Source organism: Romboutsia sp. (genome assembly GCF_056995035.1).
In genome coordinates, this window is the sequence record NZ_JBXKIW010000005.1 from 1 (window position 1) to 26,834 (window position 26,834).

27 protein-coding genes and 1 riboswitch are annotated in these 26,834 nt (G+C 27.9%); all 27 genes read left to right on the forward strand.

What is annotated here, in order from left to right; translation table 11 throughout:
* Positions 1–297 (forward strand): hypothetical protein (locus tag AC11VW_RS00380; RefSeq protein WP_484299410.1); only part of this gene is annotated, 297 nt, incomplete at its 5' end.
* A gap of 12 nt (positions 298–309) precedes the next feature.
* Entirely contained in the window at positions 310–1,353 is a 1,044-nt protein-coding gene (locus AC11VW_RS00385; RefSeq protein ID WP_484299411.1) for a glycosyltransferase family 2 protein, read from the forward strand.
* A 34-nt stretch (positions 1,354–1,387) separates the two neighbouring features.
* Positions 1,388–2,410, forward strand: coding sequence for a polysaccharide deacetylase family protein (locus AC11VW_RS00390; protein WP_484299412.1), 1,023 nt, complete (start codon positions 1,388–1,390; stop codon positions 2,408–2,410).
* Positions 2,411–2,428: 18 nt separating this feature from the next.
* Positions 2,429–3,979, forward strand: coding sequence for a murein biosynthesis integral membrane protein MurJ (gene murJ, locus AC11VW_RS00395; protein WP_484299413.1), 1,551 nt, complete (start codon positions 2,429–2,431; stop codon positions 3,977–3,979).
* A 150-nt stretch (positions 3,980–4,129) separates the two neighbouring features.
* Positions 4,130–5,281, forward strand: a complete 1,152-nt coding sequence (locus AC11VW_RS00400) for a 1-deoxy-D-xylulose-5-phosphate reductoisomerase (RefSeq protein ID WP_484299414.1) — start codon at positions 4,130–4,132, stop codon at positions 5,279–5,281.
* 73 nt (positions 5,282–5,354) lie between these two features.
* Entirely contained in the window at positions 5,355–6,362 is a 1,008-nt protein-coding gene (rseP, locus tag AC11VW_RS00405; RefSeq protein WP_484299415.1) for an RIP metalloprotease RseP, read from the forward strand.
* Positions 6,363–6,469: 107 nt separating this feature from the next.
* The gene (gene ispG / locus AC11VW_RS00410) at positions 6,470–7,525 is read left to right on the forward strand and encodes a flavodoxin-dependent (E)-4-hydroxy-3-methylbut-2-enyl-diphosphate synthase (protein WP_484299416.1); all 1,056 of its coding nucleotides are present in this window, start codon (positions 6,470–6,472) and stop codon (positions 7,523–7,525) included.
* A gap of 281 nt (positions 7,526–7,806) precedes the next feature.
* Positions 7,807–7,888, forward strand: a riboswitch (cyclic di-GMP riboswitch).
* 119 nt (positions 7,889–8,007) lie between these two features.
* Positions 8,008–8,688, forward strand: a complete 681-nt coding sequence (locus AC11VW_RS00415; protein ID WP_484299417.1) for a YveK family protein — start codon at positions 8,008–8,010, stop codon at positions 8,686–8,688.
* 11 nt (positions 8,689–8,699) lie between these two features.
* Positions 8,700–9,431: a CpsD/CapB family tyrosine-protein kinase gene (locus AC11VW_RS00420; RefSeq protein WP_484299418.1), complete on the forward strand. Its 732-nt coding sequence runs from the start codon at positions 8,700–8,702 to the stop codon at positions 9,429–9,431.
* A 31-nt stretch (positions 9,432–9,462) separates the two neighbouring features.
* Positions 9,463–10,152 (forward strand): sugar transferase, encoded by a 690-nt coding sequence (locus AC11VW_RS00425; protein ID WP_484299419.1) that lies wholly within the window; start codon positions 9,463–9,465, stop codon positions 10,150–10,152.
* 32 nt (positions 10,153–10,184) lie between these two features.
* Positions 10,185–11,060 (forward strand): dTDP-4-dehydrorhamnose reductase, encoded by an 876-nt coding sequence (gene rfbD, locus AC11VW_RS00430; RefSeq protein ID WP_484299420.1) that lies wholly within the window; start codon positions 10,185–10,187, stop codon positions 11,058–11,060.
* 3 nt (positions 11,061–11,063) lie between these two features.
* On the forward strand, positions 11,064–11,978 hold the full coding sequence (gene rfbA, locus AC11VW_RS00435; RefSeq protein WP_484299421.1) for a glucose-1-phosphate thymidylyltransferase RfbA: 915 nt from the start codon (positions 11,064–11,066) through the stop codon (positions 11,976–11,978).
* A 2-nt stretch (positions 11,979–11,980) separates the two neighbouring features.
* Complete coding sequence (rfbC, locus tag AC11VW_RS00440; protein WP_484299422.1) at positions 11,981–12,553, forward strand: dTDP-4-dehydrorhamnose 3,5-epimerase; 573 nt, start codon at positions 11,981–11,983, stop codon at positions 12,551–12,553.
* A 4-nt stretch (positions 12,554–12,557) separates the two neighbouring features.
* Positions 12,558–13,562: a dTDP-glucose 4,6-dehydratase gene (rfbB, locus tag AC11VW_RS00445; RefSeq protein WP_484299423.1), complete on the forward strand. Its 1,005-nt coding sequence runs from the start codon at positions 12,558–12,560 to the stop codon at positions 13,560–13,562.
* 77 nt (positions 13,563–13,639) lie between these two features.
* Positions 13,640–14,599, forward strand: a complete 960-nt coding sequence (locus tag AC11VW_RS00450; protein WP_484299424.1) for a glycosyltransferase — start codon at positions 13,640–13,642, stop codon at positions 14,597–14,599.
* Positions 14,600–14,709: 110 nt separating this feature from the next.
* Positions 14,710–15,879 (forward strand): hypothetical protein, encoded by a 1,170-nt coding sequence (locus tag AC11VW_RS00455; protein ID WP_484299425.1) that lies wholly within the window; start codon positions 14,710–14,712, stop codon positions 15,877–15,879.
* Positions 15,857–17,089 carry a glycosyltransferase family 4 protein gene (locus tag AC11VW_RS00460; protein WP_484299426.1) on the forward strand — a complete coding sequence of 411 codons (1,233 nt, stop codon included), beginning with the start codon at positions 15,857–15,859 and terminating at the stop codon, positions 17,087–17,089. Before AC11VW_RS00455 ends, AC11VW_RS00460 begins: the two co-directional genes overlap by 23 nt.
* A 14-nt stretch (positions 17,090–17,103) precedes the next feature.
* Positions 17,104–18,264 (forward strand): beta 1-4 rhamnosyltransferase Cps2T, encoded by a 1,161-nt coding sequence (gene cps2T / locus AC11VW_RS00465; RefSeq protein ID WP_484299427.1) that lies wholly within the window; start codon positions 17,104–17,106, stop codon positions 18,262–18,264.
* A 94-nt stretch (positions 18,265–18,358) separates the two neighbouring features.
* Positions 18,359–18,577: a hypothetical protein gene (locus AC11VW_RS00470; RefSeq protein ID WP_484299428.1), complete on the forward strand. Its 219-nt coding sequence runs from the start codon at positions 18,359–18,361 to the stop codon at positions 18,575–18,577.
* Between the two features lie 26 nt (positions 18,578–18,603).
* Positions 18,604–19,173 (forward strand): glycosyltransferase family protein, encoded by a 570-nt coding sequence (locus AC11VW_RS00475; RefSeq protein ID WP_484299429.1) that lies wholly within the window; start codon positions 18,604–18,606, stop codon positions 19,171–19,173.
* Positions 19,174–19,694: 521 nt separating this feature from the next.
* A complete protein-coding gene (murJ, locus tag AC11VW_RS00480) occupies positions 19,695–21,272 on the forward strand; it encodes a murein biosynthesis integral membrane protein MurJ (RefSeq protein WP_484299430.1) in 1,578 nt (525 codons plus the stop codon).
* The gene (locus tag AC11VW_RS00485; protein ID WP_484299431.1) at positions 21,265–21,459 is read left to right on the forward strand and encodes a hypothetical protein; all 195 of its coding nucleotides are present in this window, start codon (positions 21,265–21,267) and stop codon (positions 21,457–21,459) included. Before murJ (AC11VW_RS00480) ends, AC11VW_RS00485 begins: the two co-directional genes overlap by 8 nt.
* Positions 21,460–21,584: 125 nt before the next feature.
* A complete protein-coding gene (gene galU, locus AC11VW_RS00490; RefSeq protein ID WP_484299432.1) occupies positions 21,585–22,514 on the forward strand; it encodes a UTP--glucose-1-phosphate uridylyltransferase GalU in 930 nt (309 codons plus the stop codon).
* Positions 22,515–22,583: 69 nt separating this feature from the next.
* On the forward strand, positions 22,584–23,303 hold the full coding sequence (locus tag AC11VW_RS00495) for a hypothetical protein (RefSeq protein ID WP_484299433.1): 720 nt from the start codon (positions 22,584–22,586) through the stop codon (positions 23,301–23,303).
* Positions 23,304–23,441: 138 nt separating this feature from the next.
* Positions 23,442–24,200, forward strand: a complete 759-nt coding sequence (locus AC11VW_RS00500) for a PGN_0703 family putative restriction endonuclease (RefSeq protein ID WP_484299434.1) — start codon at positions 23,442–23,444, stop codon at positions 24,198–24,200.
* A 56-nt stretch (positions 24,201–24,256) separates the two neighbouring features.
* Positions 24,257–25,219, forward strand: coding sequence for an LCP family protein (locus tag AC11VW_RS00505; protein ID WP_484299435.1), 963 nt, complete (start codon positions 24,257–24,259; stop codon positions 25,217–25,219).
* A 226-nt stretch (positions 25,220–25,445) separates the two neighbouring features.
* Entirely contained in the window at positions 25,446–26,798 is a 1,353-nt protein-coding gene (locus AC11VW_RS00510; protein WP_484299436.1) for a zinc ribbon domain-containing protein, read from the forward strand.
* Positions 26,799–26,834 lie beyond the last annotated feature (36 nt).

Below are 26,834 nucleotides of genomic sequence, written 5' to 3' on the forward strand. Positions count from 1 at the left end.
ATTATAAAATATATAGATCAAGAAAAATATTTTAAATCGGATGACATAATTACATTTAAATATAATGCATTTAGAACTGTAATAAACTTACTAAATAGATATTATAAAAAAAGTTATAAAATATATAAAGAATTAAAAAAAGAAAAATATAAAATATATAAGATAAACATATTTAAAATATATAAATGCAAACAATTAAGTAAATTATCAAAAATAGATAAAATATTATGGGAACTTAAAATATATAATTTACTTATGCCAGAGCTTATAAATCTAAAAAAAACATTGAAAATATAAAAAGGAGGAATAATGGATATTCAAGTAAGTATAATAATCCCAGTATATAACGTAGCGAATTACTTAAATAAATGTATAGATAGTGTACTTAATCAAAAACATATCAAATTAGAAGTAATAATAATAAATGATGGATCAACAGATAATAGCCATAATATAATACAAAGCTATTTAAAAAAATACAACAATATAATATATATAAATCAACAAAATAAGGGATTAGCAGTAGCTAGAAATGAAGGGATAAAAAAAGCAAGGGGAAAATATACCATGTTTTTAGATAGTGACGATTATATAGAAGAAGATTCTATAAAAGAAATATATGAAAAAGCAATAATTACAGATAGTGAAATAGTTATATTTGCACACAGGCAAATATATGAAAATCTAAATAATAAACAATGTCTCAAGTTATTAAAAAATATAGACGAAGAAAAAATATATAACGGTAAAGAAATAGCACCAAAAATAATATCAACAGAGTTAAAAGCATATGCTTGTGATAAAATGTTCAAAACCGAATATATCAAAAATAATAATCTTCAATTCGTACCAAATGTATATATAGAGGATTACTACCCAATATTTAAAATAATATATCATAGTAAAAAAATAACATTTATAAATAAACCATTTTATAACTACATACAAAGACCAAAATCGATAACAAACAACAAAAATAAAAAATTATTAGAAGATTTTATAAAATCTATAGAAAGTACATTGAAACATATAAATACAAATCAACTAAAAATAGAAAAAGAAATAGTGGAGGCCTTTAAAATAGATGGTTTTAATTACATATTAACAATTTTTAATGAAATTAATAAAAATAATAAAGATTTTTACAAAAAACTAAAAGAATATAAATATAATATATATGAGCCATCATTGAATCAATTAATTACAAACGCACATATAAACAAGAAAACAAAGTTAGCTATAATCCTATATAAACTTAGGATATATATAATACTTATGCCAACCTTAAGAAAAATCCAACAAAATCTAATGATTTTAAAAATTCAAAAACAATATAAAAAAGTTTTGAACTAAATATTAAACATAAAGATAATGGAGATAATATAAAATGAATAAAAAAATTAAAAAAACATTAAAAAAATCAATAATTAAAATAAGTAAATACAGCGGTATAACGAATTTATTTTATAAGTTAAATAAAAACAGAAAAATAATTATAGCCTATCACAATGTAATACCAGACAAATACTTTGATAAAAATATAAACCTAGACTTCTCAATGAAAGAAAGTGAATTAGAAAAGCAAATACAACTAATAAAAAAAAGATGCCAAGTTGGATTAAATATATATGATAACAACCAAGTAACAATAACCTTTGATGATGGATATTTAAATCAATACTCAATAGCGAGCAAAATATTAGACAAACACAACTTAAAAGGATATTTTTTTTACAGCGCAAATTTATTAGAGCAAGACACGCTACTAATAGATAAAGTACAATATTGGATAGATTATGTAAAACCAGGAATATATACAAATGATAAATATAATCTAAAATTAGAAATAACAGATAATCAAAGTAGAAGAAATGAATATGACAAAATAGATAAGCTAATAAAAGAAGGAATACCATTAAAACAAATACATGAATTATTAAATAATATGTATAAATTTGAAGATATAAAAATAGAAAAAGAATTTTATAAACTAAGATTCACACCAATAAAAAAAGAACAACTGCAACAAATGAAATTAAAAGGACATAAAATAGGAGCACACTCATCATCACATAATATATTATCTAAACTAACCCCAAAACAGCTAGAAAAAGATATACAAAAATGTAGAGAACTATTAGATCAAGGGACATATAACACTGATACCTTTTGTTACCCATTTGGAGGAAAACAAGACATATCTGAATCAGTAAAAGAAAAAATAAAAGAAAAAGGATTTGTAAGAGCCCTAGCTTTTACAAATGAAGTCTCTCAAGGAAAATATGAACAGTACTTTATCCCAAGAATGACCTTACCAATGGAAGGAAATGAAGATTTAATAGATTTTGTTTTATCAGGATTATATCATTTTTTTAGAACAGGAAAGCTACTACCAAAAATCAAAATATAAATTAGTTGGAGACAATATATGAATAAACTAATAAAAGCAACAACCATGCTATTTTTAATAGTTATACTATCAAAAGCAGTTGGATTTGTAAGAGAAGCAATACTAGTATCAACATATGGTGCCAGTATGGTATCAGATGTATATATAACATCCACAAAAATACCAGCAACACTATTTGCAATAATTGCCTCAGCACTATCAACAACATTCATACCATTATTTTGTGAAGTCGATAAAAATAAAGGAAAAGAAGAATCCTTAAAATTTATAAATAACATGCTAAACATAGTACTAATACTAGGAATCATAATATCAATAATAGCATTCATATTCGCAAAACCATTAATAAAAGTATTTGCAATAGATTTTACAGGAGAAAAAATGTTGTTAGCAGTAAGATTTACAAAAATAATGGTATTTTCAATGATATTCATAGGTGTTAGTAATATACTAACATGCTGGCTACAAATAAATGAAAAATATAACATACCATCACTAACAATACTTCCATACAATATACTACTAATAGCATCAATATTAATAAGTAAAAATGGAAATATAGAAACACTAGCAATAGGAACACTAATAGCCACAATGAGCCAAATAATATTTCAACTACCAAGCGCTTACAAAATAGGATTTAGATATAGACCATATATAAACATAAAGGATGAAAATATCAAAAAAATAATATACTTACTAGGACCAGTAATACTAGGAGTAGGCGCAGGTGAAATAAACAACATAATAGATGGCAGTTTAGCATCAACCCTAGGAGATGGAATAATAACAGTACTAAATAGTGCAAGTAAACTAGACACACTAGTAACATCATTATTTATAACAACAATAGTATCAGTAATGTATCCAGTACTATCAAAACTAGCTAGCAACAATGATGACGAAGAATTTAAAAATATAATAAAAAGATATATAAACGTAGTACTAATAATAATCGTACCAATATCAGTAGGAGCAATAGTACTATCAACACCAATAGTAAAACTAATATTTGAAAGAGGAGCATTTGATAATCAAGCAACAATATTAACCTCACAAGCACTAAAATGCTATGCAATAGGAATGGTAGGAACAAATATAACAATAATACTAAACAAAGTATTTTACTCTAAAAAAGACACAAAAACACCAATGACAACAAGTATAATATCAATATTTATAAATATAACTTTAAGCCTAACACTAATAAGATATATGGGACATATGGGATTAGCACTATCAGCAAGCATAGCATCAATAACAAGAGTGATAATACTCTCCATAAAATTAAAAACAAAAATAGGGGATTACGGCTTAAAAATAATAACAAAGACACTAGTAAAAACAACAATAGCATCAACAATTATGGGAATAATATCAAACATATCTTACAACCAACTAATAAAAATATTATACAAAAGCTTCCTAAACGAAACCACAGCACTACTAATAAGCATACTAATAGGAGCGATAACTTACACAATAATAATATTAAAAATGAATATAGAAGAAATAAAGATAATATTAAACATGATGAAAGAAAGAAAACATAAATGCTATACTACATAGTAAAGATAAAAGATGCAATATTGTAAAATATATGGATTTACCAAGGGTGTTTAAATCAAAATTGTGGATGATTTTACAATATTTAGTGGTATAATATTTAGTGGTGTAATGTTAGGATGATAATATTAAAATTATAGAAAGGGAAATAAAATGAAAAGAATATCAATACTGGGTTCTACAGGGTCAATAGGGAAACAAACATTAGATGTAGTAAGACAACATAGCGATAAATTTGAAGTAGTAGCTATATCTGCTAACAGTAGCGTAGAATTACTACTTACACAAATAAAAGAATTCAAACCAAAATACGTAGCAGTATATGACGAAGTTAGCGCATTAAAACTAAAATCAATGATACCAAGTGATATTAGTATAGAAGTATTAAGTGGGATGGAAGGTCTAAAGGCAATATCTGCACTTGATGAGATAGATGTATTATTAACAGCAATAGTTGGAATGATAGGACTAGTACCAACATTAACAGCTATAAGAAATGGAAAAGACATAGCATTAGCTAACAAAGAAACCTTAGTATGTGCAGGAGACTTAGTTATGAGTGAAGCTAAAAAGCACAATGTAGCTATACTACCAGTAGATAGTGAACATAGTGCAATCTTCCAATGCTTAAATGGAGAAAAAAACAAAGAAATAGAAAAAATAATACTAACAGCATCAGGTGGTCCATTTAGAGGAAAAAATAAAGAAGATTTACTAAAAGTAACTAAAAACCAAGCACTAAAGCATCCTAACTGGTCAATGGGTAGAAAGATAAGCATAGACTCATCCACACTAATGAACAAAGGATTAGAAGTCATAGAAGCAAAATGGCTATTTGGAGTAAATCACAATCAAATAGATGTAGTAGTTCATCCACAAAGTATAATACACTCAATGGTACAATTTATAGATAGCTCAGTAATGGCGCAACTAGGATGTCCTGACATGAGACTACCTATACAATATGCACTATCATACCCAAATCGAGTACAAAATGACTTTGAAAGATTAGACTTAGCAAAAATAGCAACATTAACATTTGAACAACCAGACTTAGAAACTTTCCCATGTTTAAAATTAGCATATGAAACATTAAAAATGGGCGGAACATACTCAGCAGTATTAAATAGTGCAAACGAAGTACTAGTAAATGAATTTTTAGAGGATAAAATTGGATTCTATGACATACCATATTACATAGAAAAAACTTTAGAAGCTCATAATAGTATAGAAAAGCCAAATCTAGAAGAAATACTGCAAATAGATAAATGGGCTAGAGAATACGTATTAAGTTGCATAAAGTAGGTACATAAAATATAACAGAAGATACAAAAATATAAGTTAACAAATAATTGAATTAACAGGAAGGTGTGAAATTTTGACTATAATAGTAGCATTATTATTATTCAGTGCGATAGTATTTATACATGAACTAGGACACTTCTTATTTGCAAAAAAAGCAGGAGTAAGGATTCACGAATTTGCAATAGGAATGGGACCTAAGATATTTAGCACAACAAAAGGTGAAACAAAGTACTCAGTAAGATTATTACCACTTGGTGGATATGTAAGTATGGAAGGTGAAGACGGAGAATCAAGAGATCCAAGATCATTTGGAGCTAAAACTATACTACAAAGAGCAAGTATACTATTTGCAGGACCATTTTTCAATATAATATTTGCAGTAGTACTACTAGTACCTGTATTTTTATACACAGGAACACCAAGTACAACACTAAAGCAAGTACTACCAAATAGTCCAGCACAAATAGTAGGAATGCAAGCAGGAGATAAAATAATAAACATAAATGGAAATGAAACAAAATCATGGGAAGATGTAATAACAATCTTACATAAATCAAATGGTAAAGAAGTAAACATAAAAGTTGAAAGAAATGAAGAAACAAAAGAATTTAATTTAAAACCACAAAAAAATGAACAAGGTCAATACGTAATAGGAATAGCTACGCAATTTGAAAAAAACTTTTTCAAATCAATAACTAGTGCAGTTACAACGATAACAAGCGCAACAAAGCAAACATTAACGTTCTTTGGTCAGCTAGTAACAGGAACAGTACCTGGAGGAGTAGGAAATGCAGTAGCAGGTCCAGTAGGAGTAGTGGGAATGGTTTCAGATGCAGCAAAAACAGGGATACCTAACTTAATGAGCATAGCATCAATGATAAGTTTAAGCTTAGGAATATTTAACTTATTACCAATACCAGCGCTAGACGGTGGAAGATTATTTATGCTAGGAATAGAAGCTATAAGAGGCGGAAAAAAAATAGACCCAAACAAAGAAGCAACAATAAATATGATAGGATTTGCACTACTAATGGGCTTCATGGTATTTATAACATACAAAGATATAGTTAAACTATTTTAGATGTTAAATTAAAATTTAAGTTTAAAATATATTGAATTAATTTGAGTTGACAAATAGTTTAATTAAAATAAATATGATAAAATAAAAGTTAGAAAATAGGTGATAAGATGATCTATAAAAGAAGACAATGTAGAGAAGTAAGTGTTGGAAATGTGAAAATAGGTGGCAATAACCCTATAAGCATACAATCAATGACAAACACTGATACAAGAGATGCAGCTGCAACAATAGCACAGATAAAAGCATTAGAAAATGTAGGCTGTGACATAGTCAGAGTAGCAGTGCCAGACATGGAAGCGGCAAAAGCAATAGGTGAAATAAAAAGAGCAGCTAATATACCAGTAATAGCTGATATACACTTTGATCATAGACTAGCAATAGAAGCAATAGACCAAGGAGTGGATGGAGTTAGAATAAATCCAGGAAACATTGGAAGCATAGAAAAAGTTAAAATGGTAGTAGAAAAGTGTAAGCAAAAAAACCTAAAGATAAGAATCGGCGTAAACGGTGGTTCATTAGAAAAAGAACTACTAGAAAAGTATGGATCAGCAACGGCTGAGGCACTAGTTGAAAGTGCACTAGGACATGTGAAAATACTAGAAGACCTAGACTTTAGAAATATTGTAATATCACTTAAATCATCAGATATATACAAAACAATAGAAGCCTATGAACTAATAGCTAAAAAAGTAGACTATCCACTACACATAGGAATAACAGAATCAGGAAGTGTAAAAAAAGGAACAATAAAATCTTCAATCGGAGTAGGAGCAATGCTTCTAAAAGGAATAGGGGACACAGTTAGAATATCACTAACAGGAGATCCTTGTGAAGAAATTATAGTTGGAAAAGAAATACTAAGAAGCTTAGATTTATTAAATGATAAAATAAAAGTAATATCTTGCCCAACATGTGGAAGATGTAACATAGACCTTATCAGTGTGGTAAATGAAGTAGAAGAAAAAATAAACCACATGGAAAAAGATATAACAGTAGCCATAATGGGATGTGCAGTAAACGGACCAGGAGAAGCAAGAGAAGCCGATATCGGAATAGCTGGTGGAAAAGGCGAAGGACTACTGTTTAAAAAAGGTGAAATAGTTAGAAAGATAAAAGGAAATGACTTAGTAAAAGAATTACTGCAAGAAATAGAAAAATATTAAAAAAAAGTACTAATATGTTGAAGCATATTAGTATTTTTTTATTGGAAAATAAAGTGAAAATCAATAAAATTCATATAAAATAAGTGAAAATAAGTAAATTGCTTTAAAAATGAAATGCTAGTTTTGTAGCAAAAGAACTAGTTTTGTAACAAAAAGGCTAGTTTTGTAACAAAAGAACTAATTTTGCGATAAAAAAACTAGTTTTGTAACAAAAGAACTAGTTTTGTCGAAGATATATAAAAATAATACATATAATGTTACTATTTACCTATAAATGGTAACAAATAAATAGAAACTGAGAAATATGTCTCGTATCTGGGCACCTGGGACATATGGAGTTAGTGGTGCAACCGGCTATAATTACTGTAAAACACAGGAATATAAAGTATAACTTTATATATTCTTAGTGGCAGAAAATATAGTCTTTTTTTGTGCCTAAAAAAATAGGCATTGTAAATATAAAATAATATGGAGGAAAGCAAATGGAGGAAACAATCGACTTAAGAGAGTATTTTGGCATCATTAAAAAAAGATTTTGGATTATAGCAATTATAACAGTAGTAGCAGTGTTTGTTAGCGCAGGGGTAAGTTTCTTTGTATTAAAACCAGTATATGAAGCAAATTCAACGATAATAGTAAATACTGACCAAGACAAACAAACACAAATGATAACACAAGATCAAGTTATAGTAACAGAAAAGCTAGCAGTAACATATGGAGAAATAATAAAATCAAGAACAGTATTAAAACCAGTAATAGATAATTTGAAATTAGACCTAACATATGAAGAACTATCAAAAAAGATAACAATATTGCCAGTCCAAGACACTCAAATAATAAGTATAAGTGTACAAGACACAAACAAACAAAAAGCTAGAGATATAGCAAATGAAATTCCAAAAGTATTCACAAAAGAAGCAAAAAGAATAACAAAAGCAAATAGTGTAGAAGTAATAGATAAAGCTATCGTACCACATGAGCCTATTAAACCCAATAAGATAATGAACGTTGCAATAGCAGCAGTACTTGGAGTTATGATAGGTCTATTTGTTGTGTTTTTGATAGAATATTTAGACAATAAAATAAAAACACCACAAGATATAGAAAAACACCTAGGATTACCAATATTAGGAGTAATACCAAATGAAAAAATAGCAAAATAGGGGGATAACAAATGAATAAAGTAATAAGTATAAATAAACCAAAATCTCCTATAGCAGAAGCATATAGAGGAATAAGAACAAGCATAGAATTTGCAAACTTAGATAAAGAAATAAAAATAATAAGTGTAACAAGTAGTAGAAAAGACGAAGGTAAAAGTACAGTAATCTCAAACTTAGCAGCAAGCTTTGCAAACCTAGAAAAAAAAGTACTAATGTTAGATGGAGACTTAAGAAATCCAAGTGTACATAGAATGTTTGGACTAAGCAACATACATGGACTTACAGATGTGCTTGTTAATAATAAAACATTTGTAGAGTGTGTACACTGTACAGATACAAAGAACTTACACGTACTAACATGTGGTCAAGTACCACCAAACCCATCAGAAATGCTATCGTCTAAAAAGATGAGAGAGTTTGTGGAAAGTCTAAAAGAGCATTATGATTACATATTTATAGATGCACCACCAATAGGACTAGTTACAGATGCAGGAATAATATCAACATATACAGATGGGACAGTATTTGTAGTTGGTGCTAACGAAACAGATGTAGAAATGGTAAAGCTAGCTAAAGAAAGATTAGACAATGTTGGAGCTAATATACTAGGAACAGTACTTAACAAATTTGAAGCAAATAGTTCAGGATATGATTATTACGATTATTATTACAAAGAAGAAAAAAGCGGCAGAGCGTCAAGAAATAATAAGAAAAAGAATAAAAAAGAAAAAGCAATGGCATAAAATAAAAATTTAATATTATGGGGGGATAGTAGTGCAAGCAAACGTTATATTTGAAGATGAAGTGGATGAATCAGCCGTAGCTATTGACTTAAACCATATTGAAACCAATAATTCAATGTTTTACATAGTAAGTAAAAGGATAATAGACATTGTTGGTTCTTTAGTTGGAATTATATTATTATCACCATTATTTTTAGCAGTAGCTATATTAATAAAGCTAGAAGACCCAAAGGGCAAAATATTCTTTACACAAGAGAGAAATGGACGGTATCCAAAAACTTTCAAGATGTATAAGTTTAGAAGTATGGTACATAACGCAGAAGAACTACTAGAAACATTAAAGGACCAAAATGAACAAACAGGTCCAGTATTTAAAATGAAATATGACCCTAGAATAACAAAAATAGGGAACTTTATTAGAAAAACAAGTATAGATGAATTACCGCAGTTATTCAACGTACTTAAAGGGGATATGAGTCTAGTTGGCCCTAGACCACCAATCCCCCATGAAGTACAACAGTATACACCATACCAAATCCAAAGGCTTGTGGTAAAGCCGGGTCTTACTTGCATATGGCAAGTAAGTGGAAGAAATAGCATTGATTTTGATGGTTGGGTAGACCTTGACATTAAGTATATACGGACAAGAAGTTTATTACTTGATATTAAATTGATATTTAAAACATTTTTTGTTTTATTTGGAGATGAAAATGCATCGTAGTATTTAAATATATATAGTTAAGAGGTTAAAAAATGAAAATATTGATAACAGGCAGTAAGGGACAATTAGGACTAGAACTGACAAAACAACTAGGAATAAAAAAGTCTTATGAAATAATACCTACGGATAGAAACGAATTAAATATTGTTGACATTGATAATGTAAATGAAGTTATATTAGCGCATAAACCAGATGTAATTATAAACTGCGCAGCACATACAGCAGTTGATTTATGTGAAACAGATATAGAAAATGCATATAAAATAAATGCAATAGGTTCAAGAAACTTAGCAATAGCTTGTGAAAAAGTAGGAGCTAAATTTGTACAAGTATCAACTGATTATGTATTTGATGGAAAAGGAAATAGACCATATAGAGAAGATGATAAAACCTGTCCAAATTCAATATATGGAAGTAGTAAGTTGATGGGAGAACAATTTACTAAAGAGTTCTGCTCAAAATATTTCATAGTTAGAACAGCATGGTTATATGGCGAAGGAAATAACTTCGTAAGAACTATGATTAAATTATCGGAAACTAATAAAGAGCTTAATGTAGTAAATGATCAGTTTGGAAGTCCAACAAGTACAGTAGACTTAGCAAAAGCTATAGTAGATTTGATGCATACAGAACATTATGGAACATACCATGGTACATGTGAAGGACAATGTAGTTGGTACGATTTTGCCAAGAAAATATTTGAAATAAAAAATATAGATATAAAAGTAAATCCAGTAAGTAGTGAAGAATTTAAAAGACCAGCACCAAGACCAGCATACTCAGTTTTAGATAACTTTATGCTTAAGTTAGTTGATTTAAATTCATTTAGAAACTGGGAAGATTCTTTGATTGAATATTTAACAGAGAATGAAGGTTTACAAGAAGTAGCTATAACAGAGGGAGAGTAACATATGAAAGGTATTATATTAGCAGGGGGATCTGGAACTAGATTATACCCAATAACAAAATCAGTGTCGAAGCAATCATTACCAATATATGATAAACCAATGATATATTATCCAATGTCAGTATTAATGTTAGCAGGGATAAAAGATATATTAATAATATCAACACCAAGAGATATAAAAATGTTTGAAGAATTATTTGGAAATGGAAATAATTTAGGTCTTAATATAGAGTATGCTGTTCAAGAACATCCAAATGGACTTGCAGAAGCATTTATAATTGGCGAAGAATTTATAGGAGATGACAAAGTAGCATTAGTACTTGGAGATAACATATTCTATGGATATGGATTCAGTGAAAGATTACAAAAGGCAGTAGAAAGAGATGAAGCTACTATATTTGGATATCATGTAGTAGATCCTCAAGCTTTTGGAGTAGTAGAGTTTGATAAAGATTTTAATGTACTATCAATAGAAGAAAAGCCAAAAATTCCAAAATCAAATTATGCAGTACCAGGATTATACTTCTACGATAATGATGTAATAGAAATAGCTAAGAATGTACAGCCATCTGAAAGAGGAGAATTAGAAATAACAGCTGTTAACAATGAATATCTAAGAAGAGGTAAGCTAAAAGTTGAACTGTTTGGAAGAGGAATGGCGTGGTTAGATACTGGAACTCATAGAGGATTATTAGATGCATCTAATTATGTAGAAGCAGTTCAAACTAGACAAGGTCTATATATAGCATGTTTAGAAGAAATAGCTTATAGAAAAGGATATATAGATAGAAGCCAATTATTAGAATTAGCAAAACCACTTATGAAAACTGAATATGGAAAATATTTAGTAAAAGTATCAATGGAAAATACACAAGATGAAGAAACTGAAAAATTAGTTGCAGTAACAGTAGAGGTGTAAATATGGGAAACTTTAATTTTATAGAAACCAAAATAAAAGATTTATATATAATAGAGCCTAAAGTATTTGGAGATGATAGAGGATACTTTATGGAAAGTTACAATAGAAAAGACTTTGTAGAAGCTGGATTAGATATGGTATTTGTTCAAGATAATGAGTCAAAGTCTAAAAAAGGTGTGTTAAGAGGAATGCATTTCCAAACAAAGCATACACAAGGAAAATTAGTTAGAGTAACTCAAGGTGCAGTATATGATGTTGCGGTAGATTTAAGAAAAGGATCACCAACATTTGGACAATGGGAAGGTATACTTCTTACAGCAGAAAATAAAAAGCAATTTTATGTTCCAGAAGGTTTTGCACATGGCTTTTTAGTTGTATCTGATGAAGCAGTATTTAATTATAAGTGTACGGATTATTATGCACCAGAGTATGATAGTGGACTTTTATGGAATGATTCAGAGGTAGGAATAGAATGGCCTTTAGATGGAATAGAAGAAATACTACTTTCGGAAAAAGATAAAAAGCAGAAAACTTTAAAAGAATTAGACTTATCGTTTGAATATAAAGGAGAGTAATAATATGAAAAAGATATTAGTTACAGGTGGAGCAGGTTTCATTGGAGGAAACTTTGTTCACTATATGGTTAATAAATATCCAGAATATATGATAGTAAACTTGGATGCATTAACTTATGCTGGGAATTTAGAAACATTAAAGCCTGTTGAAGATAAACCAAATTATAAGTTTGTAAAAGGTGATATAGCAGATAGAGAATTTGTATTTGAGTTATTCAAAAATGAAAAGTTTGATATAGTAGTTAATTTTGCAGCTGAATCTCATGTTGATAGATCAGTTGAGGACCCAGGGATATTTGTTCAAACAAATGTTATAGGAACTCAAGTATTATTAGATGCATCTAAAGAATTTGGGGTTGAGAGATATCACCAAGTATCAACGGATGAAGTTTATGGAGATTTACCACTTGATAGACCGAATTTGTTCTTCACAGAAGAAACTCCATTAAATCCAAGTTCACCATATTCAGCATCAAAGGCAAGTGCAGATTTCTTAGTACATGCATATCAAAGAACATTTGGACTTCCTGCTACAATATCTAGATGTTCGAATAACTATGGACCATATCACTTCCCTGAGAAGTTAATACCTTTAATGATATCTAGAGCATTAAATAATGAGAGCCTTCCGGTATATGGTAATGGAGAAAATGTTAGAGACTGGTTACATGTTGAAGATCATTGTTCAGCTATAGACCTTATAATACACAAAGGTAGAGTTGGAGAAGTTTATAACGTAGGTGGACACAATGAAAGAACAAACTTACAAGTTGTTAAGACTATACTTAAAACATTAGATAAGGCTGAAAGCTTAATATCTTATGTTACTGATAGACCAGGTCATGATTTAAGATATGCTATAGACCCTAATAAATTAGAAAATGAATTAGGATGGAAACCTAAGTATAATTTTGATACTGGTATAGCACAAACTATACAATGGTATTTAGATAATAGACAATGGTGGGAAGATATAATATCTGGAGCTTATAAAATTAAAAATATTTAGGCCCTTATAATATATTATCAGCTTGTTAATGTGTAGCAACCTAAAATTAAATAGAGATAAAAGAAAGAGGTAGTGTATTGAAAGAGATAATACCTATAATTATATTAAACTATAATAGTTTTAAACATGTTAAGGAAAACATAGAAAGTGCAATGAAATATAGCACCTATAAAAATATAGTATTTAAGTTTATTGTAATTGATAATAACTCTAATACTATGGAAAAAGAAAAATTGAAAAAGTTTCTTAACGGCTATGATATAGAGTCATTTGTTTTGAAAGATAAGTACGGCTTAGACGATAAGGTAGATAATTATTATATGAATAAATTAGAAGAAAAGGAAATTATCTATATACAAATGGAAGATAATTTTGGATTTTCATATTCTAATAATATAGGATTAAAAATAGCTGATTTTATGAATTGTAAATATTGTATAATAGCTAATCCAGATACTAGAATTATAGATGAAAAATCAGTAGAAAATTTATATCTTACTCTTGAAAAAAATGAAGATATAGCAATAGCTTTTCCGAGGGTAATAGATCCAAATGGCTTACATCAAGAAATTTTTTATGAAATAAATTTTTACAGTTTATGTATATATAATATATTTTATCCACTATTATATATACCTACAAAGATTCTAAGATATACAAAAAGTAAGATAAATACACAGGACAACTATATTAAGATATATACATCAATAGGATGTTTTTTTATGATAAGATTATCAGATATGAAAAAAGTAGGATTTATGGATGAGAACATGTTTATGTATTATGAAGAGGATGTTATATCAATAAAAATGAGACAAATAAATAAAAAGCTAGTTTGTGTAAATAATTCTGTTATATTACATAAGCATATAATAAGTAGGAAACAAGAAAACACACACTTAAAAGATCAATCATTTGAATATTTTTTAAATAAATATCTAATGTATAACGACTTAAAAATACGAGTATGTAAATTTGGAATTAAATTTATGAATAAATTATATGCGCCATTAATCGATAAAATAAATAAAAGTTAGGAGAGATTAATATTTTAAATAAAGAGGTGAATAGAAAGACAGATTATTATATATTTTTGATAATATTCTATTTGCTATTATTTCAAGATCCTATAAAAAAGAATATAAGATTGTATGGAGTAGTAGATGAAGCAATTACTTATATGAGTTTAGGTATTTTAATTATATACATTATAAAATATAAAAATATTAGTAAAAATTCTTTTTATATCTTAATATCTTCAGTTGTTCTTGTTTTTGTAGGTTTGATAGGAAATTTAATATATGAATACCAGCTTATTAAATATGCAGCTAAGGATATCATAATTGTATTTAAATCGTTAATTATGTATATGGCTGTTAGAAATTGTATGGGAAATTTGAACTTAGCAAAATATAAGAAATCATTTATGAAGCAACTTAAATTGATGACTATAATTATATTTATCTTAAGTATTATCAATATAAGATTACCTATATTTCCTTATTATGATTATAGATGCGGTATATATAGTCAACAATTGTTTTTTTCACATCCAACATATTTAGCCAATGCATGCATATTAATGAATTTGATAATTTATGGGATTTCAACGAATAAAAGAAGTGAGTATATATATATGGTTATGTTGACAATAGTTACAATCTTTACTATGAGAGGAAAAGCAATAGGATTTATAGCTGTATTTTATTTACTTATATATATATTAAATATAAAAAAGAAAAATATAAAGAAAAGTCATATTATTATTATGATAATTTTACTAAGTTTAATAGGATCGAGCAGATTAAAAGAGCAAATTATAGAAAATGAAGAATATCCAAGAAGTAAGCTTTATAGATATTCATTTGAAATAGCTAAAGACCATTTTCCGATAGGTAGTGGATTTGGAACGTATGGATCATATGTTTCAGGAGAAATATATTCACCAGTATATTATAAATATAATATGGGAGATACTCAGGGAATAAATCCTAAAGATTATGGAGCGGTAGCAGATACTTTTTGGCCAATGATACTAGGACAGTTTGGATTGATAGGATTTATAATATATGTGAGTATTATAGTGTATATTTTAAAAGATATAAATAAATATAAAAAAAATAATAGATTATATTATATAGGTGCAATTTCACCAATTATATATCTATTAATAACTAGTACATCTGAATCAAGTTTTGCTAATTACTATTCAGTAGAATTTTTATTTATAAGTGGAATATTCACAAATATGTTATTTAAAAATGAAAATAAGTTAGAGATAAGAGGTAATAAAATTGAAGATATTATTAATAAATAAATATTTATATAAAAAAGGTGGTACAGAAACTTATACATTTGGTCTTAAACAGCTTTTAGAAAAAAATGGACACGAGATTATGTTTTTTTCTATGAAAGATCCTAAGAATATATACAATGAGTATCAAGAATATTTTATAGAAAATGTAGATTTTGACAAAAATAAGTTTAAGAATGCTATTAAATTAGTATATTCTACTGAAGCCGAGAAAAATCTAGAAAAGCTTATACTCAAAGAAAGACCAGATGTATGTCATGTGAATTTAATATACCATCATTTAACTCCATCTATATTCAGAGTATTAAATAAGCATAACATACCTATTATTTTTACAGCGCATGACTATAAAATTATATGTCCTAATTATAAAATGTGGGATAAAGGTAAGATATGTAAAAAATGTAGAAATGGAAAATTCATAAATTGTTTTGTGAATAAGTGTCATAAAAATTCTCATATATTTAGTTTATTATTAACAATAGAAGCATATTTGCATAAATTACTTAGATCATATGACTATATAGACTATATAATAAGTCCGAGTGAATTCATGAAGAAAGCTTTAATACAATTTGGAATAAATAAAGAAAAAATTAAGTATATTCCAAACTTTACAAATGTCAAAGATGAAGATATAGAAAATAATATAGGGGAGTATATCTTATATTTTGGAAGATTAAGTGAAGAAAAGGGAATAGAAACTTTTATAAAATCTAAGAAGTATATAAATAAAGACATAAAATATAAAATCGTAGGCAGAGGACCTATGGAAGATACATTAAGAGATATTATAAAATTAAATAATCTAAATAATATAGAAATTTGTGGATTTTTAGAAGGTGAAAATTTAAATCAAGTAATTAAAAATAGTAGGTTGGTTGTTGTTCCATCTGAATGTAATGAGGTGTTTGGATTGACTGCTATAGAGGCATTTATTAATAAAAAGATAGTTATAGCATCTAAAGAAGGTGGTTTAAAAGAATTAATAGAAGTAGGTAAAAATGGATACTTATTTAATTCAGGAGATTATAAAGACTTAGCTGAAAAAATAGACGCAGCTATGAGGATTAGTGAAATTAATATAAAAAATATGCAATCTTATGCTAGGGGGAATGCTATACAATTATATAATGATCAAGTATATTATAATGAACTTATCAAATTATACAATTCAGCTATAGATAATCATAAGGCAAGCTATAGAAAATGAGAGGATGTTTAAAAATGAAAAATATATTTATTATTGGATCAAAGGGAATACCTTCAAAATATGGAGGTTTTGAAACATTTGTAGATAAGTTGACTGAAAATAAAAAAAGTAATGACATAAAGTATCATGTCTCTTGTTTATCTGATAATAATAATGAATTTGAATATAATGGAGCGAGATGTTTTAATGTAGAGATATCTGATATAGGCAGTGCAAAAGCTGTATTGTATGATATAAAAGCACTTAAAAAATGCACAGAATATATAACAAAACATAATTTAGGAAATAGTATAGTATACATATTAGCTTGTAGGATAGGACCATTTGTACGTAGTTATAAAAAAAAGTTAGAACAAATGGGAGTAAAGGTATATGTAAATCCTGATGGACATGAATGGAAAAGAAGTAAATGGAATTATGCTATAAGGAATTATTGGAAAATATCTGAGAAGTTAATGGTAAAGTATGCAGACTTATTGATATGTGATTCTAAAGGTATTGAGTCATATATAAAGGAAGATTATAAAAAATACAATCCGAAAACTACTTTTATAGCATATGGATCAGATGTAAGTCAATCAAATTTAAAAGATGATTCAAAAGATTTAGTTGATTGGTATAATAAAAATAATATAAAAAATAACCAATATTATCTTATAGTAGGTAGATTCGTTCCAGAAAATAATTATGAATTAATGATACGCGAATTTATGAAGTCAAATTCTTCGAAAGATTTAGTTATAATTTCAAATGTAGAAGAAAATAAATTTTATAAAGAATTACTAGAAAAAACTAAGTTTGACAGAGATAAAAGAATTAAATTTGTGGGGACTGTTTATAATCAAGAATTACTTAAAAAAATAAGAGAAAATTCATATGGATATTTACATGGACATGAGGTTGGAGGCACTAATCCATCTCTACTAGAAGCTTTATCAAGTACTAACTTAAATTTATTACTTGATGTTGTTTTCAATAAAGAGGTTGGACAAGATGCAGCTCTATATTTTAACAAAAATAATGGAGATTTAGCTGATTTAATCAGTAAAGTAGATAAAATAAATGAAAAACAAATAAATGAATTAAGAACTAAAGCAAAGAATAGAATAGAAAATAATTATACATGGAATATTATAGTAGATAAATATGAAAAATTATTTTTGAATTCTATTTAAGTATCTATTATTAGTGATTATAAAAACCACTGAAAAGACAGGTATGATGGATAAGTGACATATAATTATTAAATCTTGTAAGGTGAAGTATAGTATGGAAATATGCGGAATTGTAACCTGGTATAATCCTAGTATTAAAGAGCTATCAAATATAAAAAGCTACATTAAATATGTAGATAGACTTATAGTTGTAGATAATTCACAAAAAGATAACTCTAATATGATAGAAGGGTTAAAAAGTATAGAGTATATAAGCAATATGGAAAATTTAGGAATAGCTAGGGCTTTAAATATAGGTTGTGAAAAGCGATAGGTTATGGATATAAGTGGGTCTTAACTATGGATCAAGACTCGAATTTTGACAAATCGATGATTGAATTATATATAAAAAAATTTGAAGAAATGAAAATGAAAAATAGTTCAATAGCTATATTTGCACCAAAAACATCAAATAATGAGAGATATGGATATGTTGATAGGGTTATAACATCTGGAAATATATTGAATTTAGAGGCTTATAAACTACTAAATGGATTTGACGATAATTTATTTATTGATGAAGTAGATTTTGATTTATGCTTTAAAGCATGTGAAGCTGGATATAAAATATATAAATTTGAAGATATAATTTTAAATCATAAATTGGGAAATAGTAAAAAGGTAAAAATACTAATTAAAGAGTTTACATGTATGAACCATCAATATATTAGAAAATATTATATTATAAGAAACCGATGTATAGTAAAGAATAGATATCCTAATTACACTAAACACTATACAATATATAATGTAATAGATTTGGTAAAGGTAATATTAGGAGAGGAAGATAAGCTTAGAAGAATAAGATATATGATTAAAGGATATGTAGATTATAAAAAAAATAACTTAGGAAAATTAAATATCAAATAAATAAAAGCATACAGAGAGAATTTAGGCATGGATATAAAAATATTGAGTTGCTTTCATAAAGATTTTGACAGAATGATTAGCAATATAATTTAGCCTATACATATCGGTAAAGAAAACTATAATACTAGTATTAACTTGTTGTTCTAGTCAAATTTTATACAAATGAAACTCCAACAAATATAACAACCTAAGGTTTAGCCAAAATCTAAAGTAGGTTTTTATATGTTGGAGCTTAATAAATATTATATCCAAAAGATAGAAAATTTAATGGATTTATTTACAACTATTTTGTAATTATAGATGATATATATAATAAAGTTACACCTATTGGAATTAGAACTACACGTAAAAGATGAGGATTTAAATAGAAGCATGGATGTACTTGAGATGGCTTTAGAATTATATAAAAATAAAAAATAGTTTATATATTAGGGTAATACTTTTCATGTAGTGATATAACTATATTATATATCACTACATATTTTTATTTTCAATATATATAAATATGTCGGGAGGTAAGCATGAGTAAAGTAGCTAAATCAGCAATTGGACTTATGATAGCTACTATCATAGCCAAAATACTTGGATTTGGAAGAGAGTTAGTACTAGCATCCTCATATGGAGCATCTATATATAGTGATGCATATATTACTGCAATGAATATACCATTAGTTATATTTGCATCAATAGGAGCTGCATTAGGAACAACATTTATACCTATGTACTGTGATATAAATAGCAATTTAGGAGAAGAAAAAGCATTAAAGTTTACTAATAATATGTTTAACATAATAATAGGAATGTGTTTATTATTAGCAGCACTAGGATTTATATTTGTAGAACCATTAGTAAAAATATTTGCATTTGGATTTAAAGCAGAAACTTTTGAAATAGCTGTAAATTTTACTAAAATACTTATAGTTAGCATTGTATTTACAGGACTTAGTTTTGTAATGACTGCATATCTTCAAGTGAAAAATAATTTCACGATACCGGGACTTATAAGTGTTCCTAGAAATATAATAATAATAAGTTCTATGCTGTTAAGTGTAAAATATGGACCATATATAATGGTATGGGGAACTGCAATAGGACTGGCTAGTGAATTTTTATTTCAACTTCCATTTGCAATAAAAAGAGGATATAAATATAAGCCGTATATAAATATTAAAGATGAATATATAAAAAAGACAGCTTGGTTAATAGGGCCAGTTCTTATAGGTGTTGGAGTTAATCAAGTAAATGCTATGATAGACAGAACATTAGCATCTACTTTAGTAGAGGGCAGCATATCTTCGCTTAATTATGCTAATAAACTAAATGGATTTGTAATGGGGTTATTTATAGCATCGATTTCTGCTGTTATATATCCTATGTTGTCTAAGTTATCATCAGAAGATAATAAAGAAAAGTTTACAAGTTCTGTAGTACAAAGTATTAATAGTGTAATACTTTTAGTCGTACCTATATCAGTTGGTGCTATGGTGCTTGCTACTCCTATAGTAAAGATATTGTTCCAAAGAGGAGAGTTTGACACTAGAGCTACTAGTATGACAGCTATAGCACTAGTTATGTATTCTATAGGTATGGTAGCATTTGGACTTAGAGATATATTAGGAAAGGTATTTTATTCTTTGCAAGATACTAAAACGCCTATGATAAATGGTGCAATTGCTATGGTTATGAATATAGTATTTAATTTAGTATTCATAAGACATTTAAAACATGCAGGATTGGCACTTGGGACAAGTCTATCAGCTATAATATGCATATTCTTGTTGTTTGGTAGCCTTAAGAAAAAGATTGGATATTTTGGACAAGATAAGATATTAAAAACTACTTTTAAGTCAATTATATCGGCAGTTGCTATGGGGATAGTTACATACTTTGCATATGATATTTTGGTAAGTGTACTAGGTACAGGATTTATAATGGAAGCTATATCAGTATTTGGATCTATTGGTATAGGTGCAATAGTTTATGGAGCATTAGTAGTAGTATTAAAAGTAGAAGAAGTTAATATAATAATAGAGATAATTAAATCAAAGTTAAAAAAGAGCAAAGATTGTAAAGAATCACTGAATAATATATGTGGGTAGAAAGATTACAAATTTTGATATATATGAAGTTATTGAGCCAAGAAGAAGTGGTGATCCTGCTGTGCTTATTGCTTCAAGTGAAAAGGCAAGAAGTGTTCTTGGATGGAAGCCACAGTTTGATTGTTTAGAAAAGATTATTGAAGCTGCTTGGAATTGGCATAGTAAAAATACTATGGGATTTAAGTAATATGACCCTGTCGTGTTTTACGACACAGGGGGTATGTTGAAATTTTAGATTATAAACGTTGAAATATAGAACAAATAACCTTAAGGAATGATTAATTTCTTGGGGGGTATTCTTGGGAGGATGTCATGAGAAAGACTGTTAAAAAAGCGATTATACCGGCTGCAGGTCTTGGTACTAGATTTTTACCTGCTACTAAATCTCAGCCAAAGGAAATGTTACCTATAGTTGATAAACCAACTTTGCAATATATAATAGAAGAAGCTATCGCTAGTGGTATTGAAGAAATATTAATAGTAACAGGAAGAAGCAAGAAATCAATAGAAGATCATTTTGACCGTTCTGTAGAGCTAGAGTTAGAGCTTGAGCAAAAGGGTAAGGTTGAGATGCTTAAGATGGTTCAAGATATTTCTAATATGGTAAATATTCATTATATTAGACAAAAGGAACCAAAGGGACTTGGTCATGCTATACATTGTGCTAAGAGTTTTATAGGTAACGATCCATTTGCAGTGCTTCTTGGTGATGATATTGTTGATTCTGATACTCCATGTTTAAAGCAGTTAATAAATGCTTATGATGAATATGGAACATCTATTTTAGGTGTTCAAGAAGTTGCTGACGAAGATACTTGTAAATATGGTATTTTAGATGTTAAGCATATAGAAAATAGAGTATATAAGGTAAAGGATATGGTTGAAAAGCCAGATGTTGATAAAGCTCCTTCTAATATTGCTATACTTGGTAGATATATTATAACTCCTGCTATTTTTGATATTTTAGAAAATCAAGAACCTGGTAAGGGTGGAGAGATTCAGTTAACTGATGCTTTAAAGACTCTTGCACACCAGGAAGCTATATATGCATATAATTTTGAGGGTAGAAGATATGATGTTGGTGATAAGTTAGGATTTTTAGAAGCGACAATAGATTTTGCTCTTAAAAGACCTGAGCTTAGAGATGATTTAATGGATTTTATAAAGAGTAAGATTGAGGCTGATAAGGTTGTAGAAAAAGAAGTTGATGTGATGGATGAAGTTGCATTAGCTGTTGAATAGATAATAAATTAAAATAGCTAAAGGTTAACTCTTTGGCTATTTTGTTGCGTATTAAAGGAGAGGATGTATATGAAAGAGATAAAGAAAAAGCATATGAAGCTTAGAGAACAAAATATTAAGGATATAGTTAGTGATAAGGAAAGAAGGCTTAATCAAGATGTTGAGGATGCTAATTTAGTTAGGCAGTTGAAGGAAGAAAATAAGGGTAAGGTTAAGAAATATGCTTGTGAAAGAAGGGATAATACAAAGAAGGCGCAGGAGTATTTTAGAGAACAAAATGGAAGAAGTAGAAATAATAGTAGTGGAATTTTTGGTTTTATTAAGAAGGTTATCAAGATACCTATATATGCTTTTGGTATTATGTTTATTTTAGCTATCATTGGTTCATTTATGGGTAATGATGTAGAGTATTCTGATGGTAAGGTTGCGTCTGTAAGTAAAGAGTTTGTAGAAGAGGACTATGCAAGTATTGGGTATGATGAGATTGCTAGAAATCCGAAGGAATATGTTGGTAGTAAGGTGAAGTATACTGGTGAGGTTGTTCAGGTTATGGAGAAGGGTAAGGAGTTACAGATGAGGGTTAATGTGACTAAGGGTGAGTATATTTATGAGGATACTGTGTTTGTAATGTATGATAGATCTTCTGAGTCTGAGAGTAGAATATTAGAGAAAGATATTGTTACTATATATGGGGAGTCTGATGATTTGATTAGCTATAAGTCTGCTATTGGTTCTTGGGTGACTATTCCTAAGATTAAGGCTCATAGGATAGATATTGAAAATGAATAATATATAATTAAATTAAAAATGAGTATAGTCTAGTTATTTTATACACTAAATTCGATAAGCTTATCTAAAAATTTATTGTATAATTATGATGAATATGATTTTTAAAAAAAATATAGAAAGTATAATATAGGTGTTGGTATGAGATATAAAGAGTTTAAAGGTAGGGTATTGGATTGTTTGATTAGTTATAAAGAAAAAGAGATTGGAACTTCAAAAAGTGGTAGATGGAGAGACAAAGAGTATAAACATATTTTACATGAGGATGAAAAGTATGAAAATTTTATGTTTATAGAACCTAAAAGTTATGTTAAGGATAAAAAAATATCTTTACATACAGGATTTGCACATCTTAATTCTTCTCAGGTTATGTGTATTAATTATTTTGAACCTTTAATTAGAGATGGTTTACTTGGTGAATTTATAGAGGGAATAATAGATGGTTTAGAAGATGTAGTTATTGAATGTTGTAAATTTGAAAAGTTGAGTCCAATAGATAGCACTAATTTTGATTTTTATGTTAAATTGGAAAGTGGAGAGAGGATATTTTTTGAGATAAAGTATACTGAATCTGAGTTTGCAAGTGCTAAGAATGATAAAAGTCATATGGAGAAAATAGATACTGTATATTCTAAAATGGCAGAGGATAGTAAATATTTTAAGGATGGACTTCCTGAGGATTTCATTAAAAACTATCAGTTATATAGAAATATGCTACATATACAAAATAATTCAGACTATTTGGTATTGATATATCCTTATGATAATTTGAGTTTAAGGAAACAAGCTGAGGGTGTTTTGAATAAGGGTGCGTACGGAAATGTTATAAGTCTTGACTGGAAGAATATTTCAAAAAGTAAGTATTATGGAGAGTTTTATAAGAAATATTTGAGTTATTAAAGATAAATAAATTATATATTATATAAAAAATTATTACTTTAGTACTAGGGGGAAATATGAAAAAATTTAATAAGATAGCAATAACACTAATAAGTGTTATAGTTATAATTGGTTTAGCAAGTATTGGTTTTGTATATTCTAAATTAAACTCTATATATGTTAAAGAGGAAGCTGTAAAAAGTGCGGAGGATTCAAAGGCATCTATGGTTGATGGTATAACTAATATATTACTTGTTGGTACTGATGGTGAGAATGTAGAAAAAGGTAATAGGTCAGATTCTATTATGCTAGTTACTATAGATAGTAATAAAAAAGATATTAAGATAAGTTCTATAGCTAGAGATACTTATGTTGATATACCGGGATATAGTACGGAAAAGTTGACTCATGCTTATGCGTATGAAGGTATAGATCTTTTAAAGGAAGTTTTTAAGGTTAATTTTGATCTTGATATAGATAAGTATATAGCTGTTAACTTTGTTTCATTTATGGATATTATGGATGAATTAGGTGGGGTTGAAGTTAATGTTGAAGAAAAAGATGTTGATGAGGTTAATAAGTATATAGATGCTTGTTATGAGTATTATCATAATAAAAAAGATGAAGTAGATAAGGAATATATAACAAAAGCTGGTGTTCAAAAATTAAATGGGTATCAAGCTCTTGCTTTTAGTAGGATAAGATACACTGATGATGCTTTTGCTAGGGATAATAGACATAGAGAAGTTGCACAGAGTGTTTATAAAGAGTTTCTAAAAAAAGGTCCAGAGGAGTACAAGAAAGCTGCTGATATAATTTTAGATAATACTAAGACTAATATAAGTCCTATGGAGATGTTGAATTTAGGATACAGCGTGCTTAATATTAATGATAAGAAAATAGATCAGTTGCAGTTCCCATTAGAGGAGTATAGAAATGGTCATATTATAAGTAAGGAAAAAGGCTGGGTTTTAGAGTGGGATAGAGAAGAGAACTTAAAGGCTTGGCATGAGTTTATTTATGGTGAGGATAATAAATAGTGGTTTAGTAGCATTGAAGTTTAATAAGCCTAATTAAAATACAAAAATGAATAGAAATAAATTTAGGCTTAAGTTAAGTTGATTTATTAATCATATATAAATATAATGTAAGTATAAAAGCTATATTCAGATTGGTAACCAGAACACATCTATTTGAATATAGCTTTATTTAATAAAACAAGGGCATATTTAAAGTAGAAAAGTGTTAATGATTTGGAGGGAGAGTATGCATTGTTGGAATTGTAAAAGTATAGTTGATGATAGTTCTGTATATTGTCAGCACTGTGGTGAAAAAATTAATAAAGAAAAAGAATTAAATAAAGATATCGATTTCAAGGACAAGAGTAATAAACAGCCTAATTACGCTAAAGAAAGCTTATGTAAATTTAAAAATAAACGAAATGTTATTCTAGGAGTAGTTATATTAATCCTAATAGCAATAGTTTATAAAATGACAAATTACGATTATATTAGAACAGTAAGTAAATATACATTAAAAAATATAGACATATCAAGGTATTTCCCATATCAGGTTGGGACGACAAAATTTTATAAAACGGTAGGTGATACTGGAGTAGAAAGTTTCGGTAAAGAAGAAACTATACCTTATAAAAATAACACTGATGAAAGTAAAGTAAACTTAGTAGACTATAGTCCTTTGCTAGACGGGGAGTTATCTAAAATAAACTCATGTGAAATTCAAGAAGATAAAATTATACTATTTAATAGTGTTAATGCTGTACTTAATTCTAATATAAAAACACAAGAAATAATACTTAACAAAGAAACAATAAGAGAATATGAAGGAAGAATAGAGTACGTAACAGCAGTTAATAAAACCATAGAAACTGAGGGGGGAGTATTTGAAGACTGTATAGAAATAACTACAAAAACAGAAGGATTTGATACATATATAAAAACATATCTTGCACCAGAGTTAGGAGAAGTATTAAGTATATTTGTAGATGATGTTAATAGTGATGATATCCAGTTAGTAGAGTATGAACTAACTGGATATGAATTACCTAATAATCAAGAGAATAAAATACCTAATCAAGAAGATAATTCTACAGATGATAATAGTGAATTTAATATAGAGAATAAAGAAGAAGGATTTCAAGATAGTAATAAGTTCAACCAAGATAGTTTGAATATTGTAGATAACAAATCAGAAATAATTATAGAAGATACAGAGTTTAATTTCAGTATAAAGCTTCCTCAAAGTTGGAAAGGAAAATATGCTATATCAAGAGAAAATTTTAGTCAGTTTAACATAAACCTAGGAAATACTTATTCTAAAACTTTAGATTTCTTGTATACACCACAGGGATTAAGTCCTCAGTATATGTTCAGTTTAGTAGTATTTAATACAGACATGTTAGATGGATTAGTAGAAGAGCAAGAAAGAGATATAAGAGAAAATGCAGTAATTATTAATGATGAATTTTATGTAGAGTGTTTTACAGTACCAGAGCCAAGTCAAGAAATAGTAAATAATGAAGAATTATTATCAGAGATGATGAAGATGGTAAATGACGATTTACCTAAAATACTAGAAACTATAAAATTTTCAAAATAGGTAACATAGAAATACAAGTAAATAAGTATTAATAGT

Bases quoted from the DNA above. Each gene is read 5' to 3' on its own strand.
- AC11VW_RS00385 (WP_484299411.1), top strand. From the start codon at position 310: ATGGATATTCAAGTAAGTATAATAATCCCAGTATATAACGTAGCGAAT.
- AC11VW_RS00390 (WP_484299412.1), top strand. From the start codon at position 1,388: ATGAATAAAAAAATTAAAAAAACATTAAAAAAATCAATAATTAAAATA.
- murJ (WP_484299413.1), top strand. From the start codon at position 2,429: ATGAATAAACTAATAAAAGCAACAACCATGCTATTTTTAATAGTTATA.
- AC11VW_RS00400 (WP_484299414.1), top strand. From the start codon at position 4,130: ATGAAAAGAATATCAATACTGGGTTCTACAGGGTCAATAGGGAAACAA.
- ispG (WP_484299416.1), top strand. From the start codon at position 6,470: ATGATCTATAAAAGAAGACAATGTAGAGAAGTAAGTGTTGGAAATGTG.
- AC11VW_RS00415 (WP_484299417.1), top strand. From the start codon at position 8,008: ATGGAGGAAACAATCGACTTAAGAGAGTATTTTGGCATCATTAAAAAA.
- AC11VW_RS00420 (WP_484299418.1), top strand. From the start codon at position 8,700: ATGAATAAAGTAATAAGTATAAATAAACCAAAATCTCCTATAGCAGAA.
- rfbD (WP_484299420.1), top strand. From the start codon at position 10,185: ATGAAAATATTGATAACAGGCAGTAAGGGACAATTAGGACTAGAACTG.
- rfbA (WP_484299421.1), top strand. From the start codon at position 11,064: ATGAAAGGTATTATATTAGCAGGGGGATCTGGAACTAGATTATACCCA.
- rfbC (WP_484299422.1), top strand. From the start codon at position 11,981: ATGGGAAACTTTAATTTTATAGAAACCAAAATAAAAGATTTATATATA.
- rfbB (WP_484299423.1), top strand. From the start codon at position 12,558: ATGAAAAAGATATTAGTTACAGGTGGAGCAGGTTTCATTGGAGGAAAC.
- cps2T (WP_484299427.1), top strand. From the start codon at position 17,104: ATGAAAAATATATTTATTATTGGATCAAAGGGAATACCTTCAAAATAT.
- AC11VW_RS00470 (WP_484299428.1), top strand. From the start codon at position 18,359: ATGGAAATATGCGGAATTGTAACCTGGTATAATCCTAGTATTAAAGAG.
- AC11VW_RS00475 (WP_484299429.1), top strand. From the start codon at position 18,604: ATGGATCAAGACTCGAATTTTGACAAATCGATGATTGAATTATATATA.
- murJ (WP_484299430.1), top strand. From the start codon at position 19,695: ATGAGTAAAGTAGCTAAATCAGCAATTGGACTTATGATAGCTACTATC.
- galU (WP_484299432.1), top strand. From the start codon at position 21,585: ATGAGAAAGACTGTTAAAAAAGCGATTATACCGGCTGCAGGTCTTGGT.
- AC11VW_RS00495 (WP_484299433.1), top strand. From the start codon at position 22,584: ATGAAAGAGATAAAGAAAAAGCATATGAAGCTTAGAGAACAAAATATT.
- AC11VW_RS00500 (WP_484299434.1), top strand. From the start codon at position 23,442: ATGAGATATAAAGAGTTTAAAGGTAGGGTATTGGATTGTTTGATTAGT.
- AC11VW_RS00505 (WP_484299435.1), top strand. From the start codon at position 24,257: ATGAAAAAATTTAATAAGATAGCAATAACACTAATAAGTGTTATAGTT.
- AC11VW_RS00510 (WP_484299436.1), top strand. From the start codon at position 25,446: ATGCATTGTTGGAATTGTAAAAGTATAGTTGATGATAGTTCTGTATAT.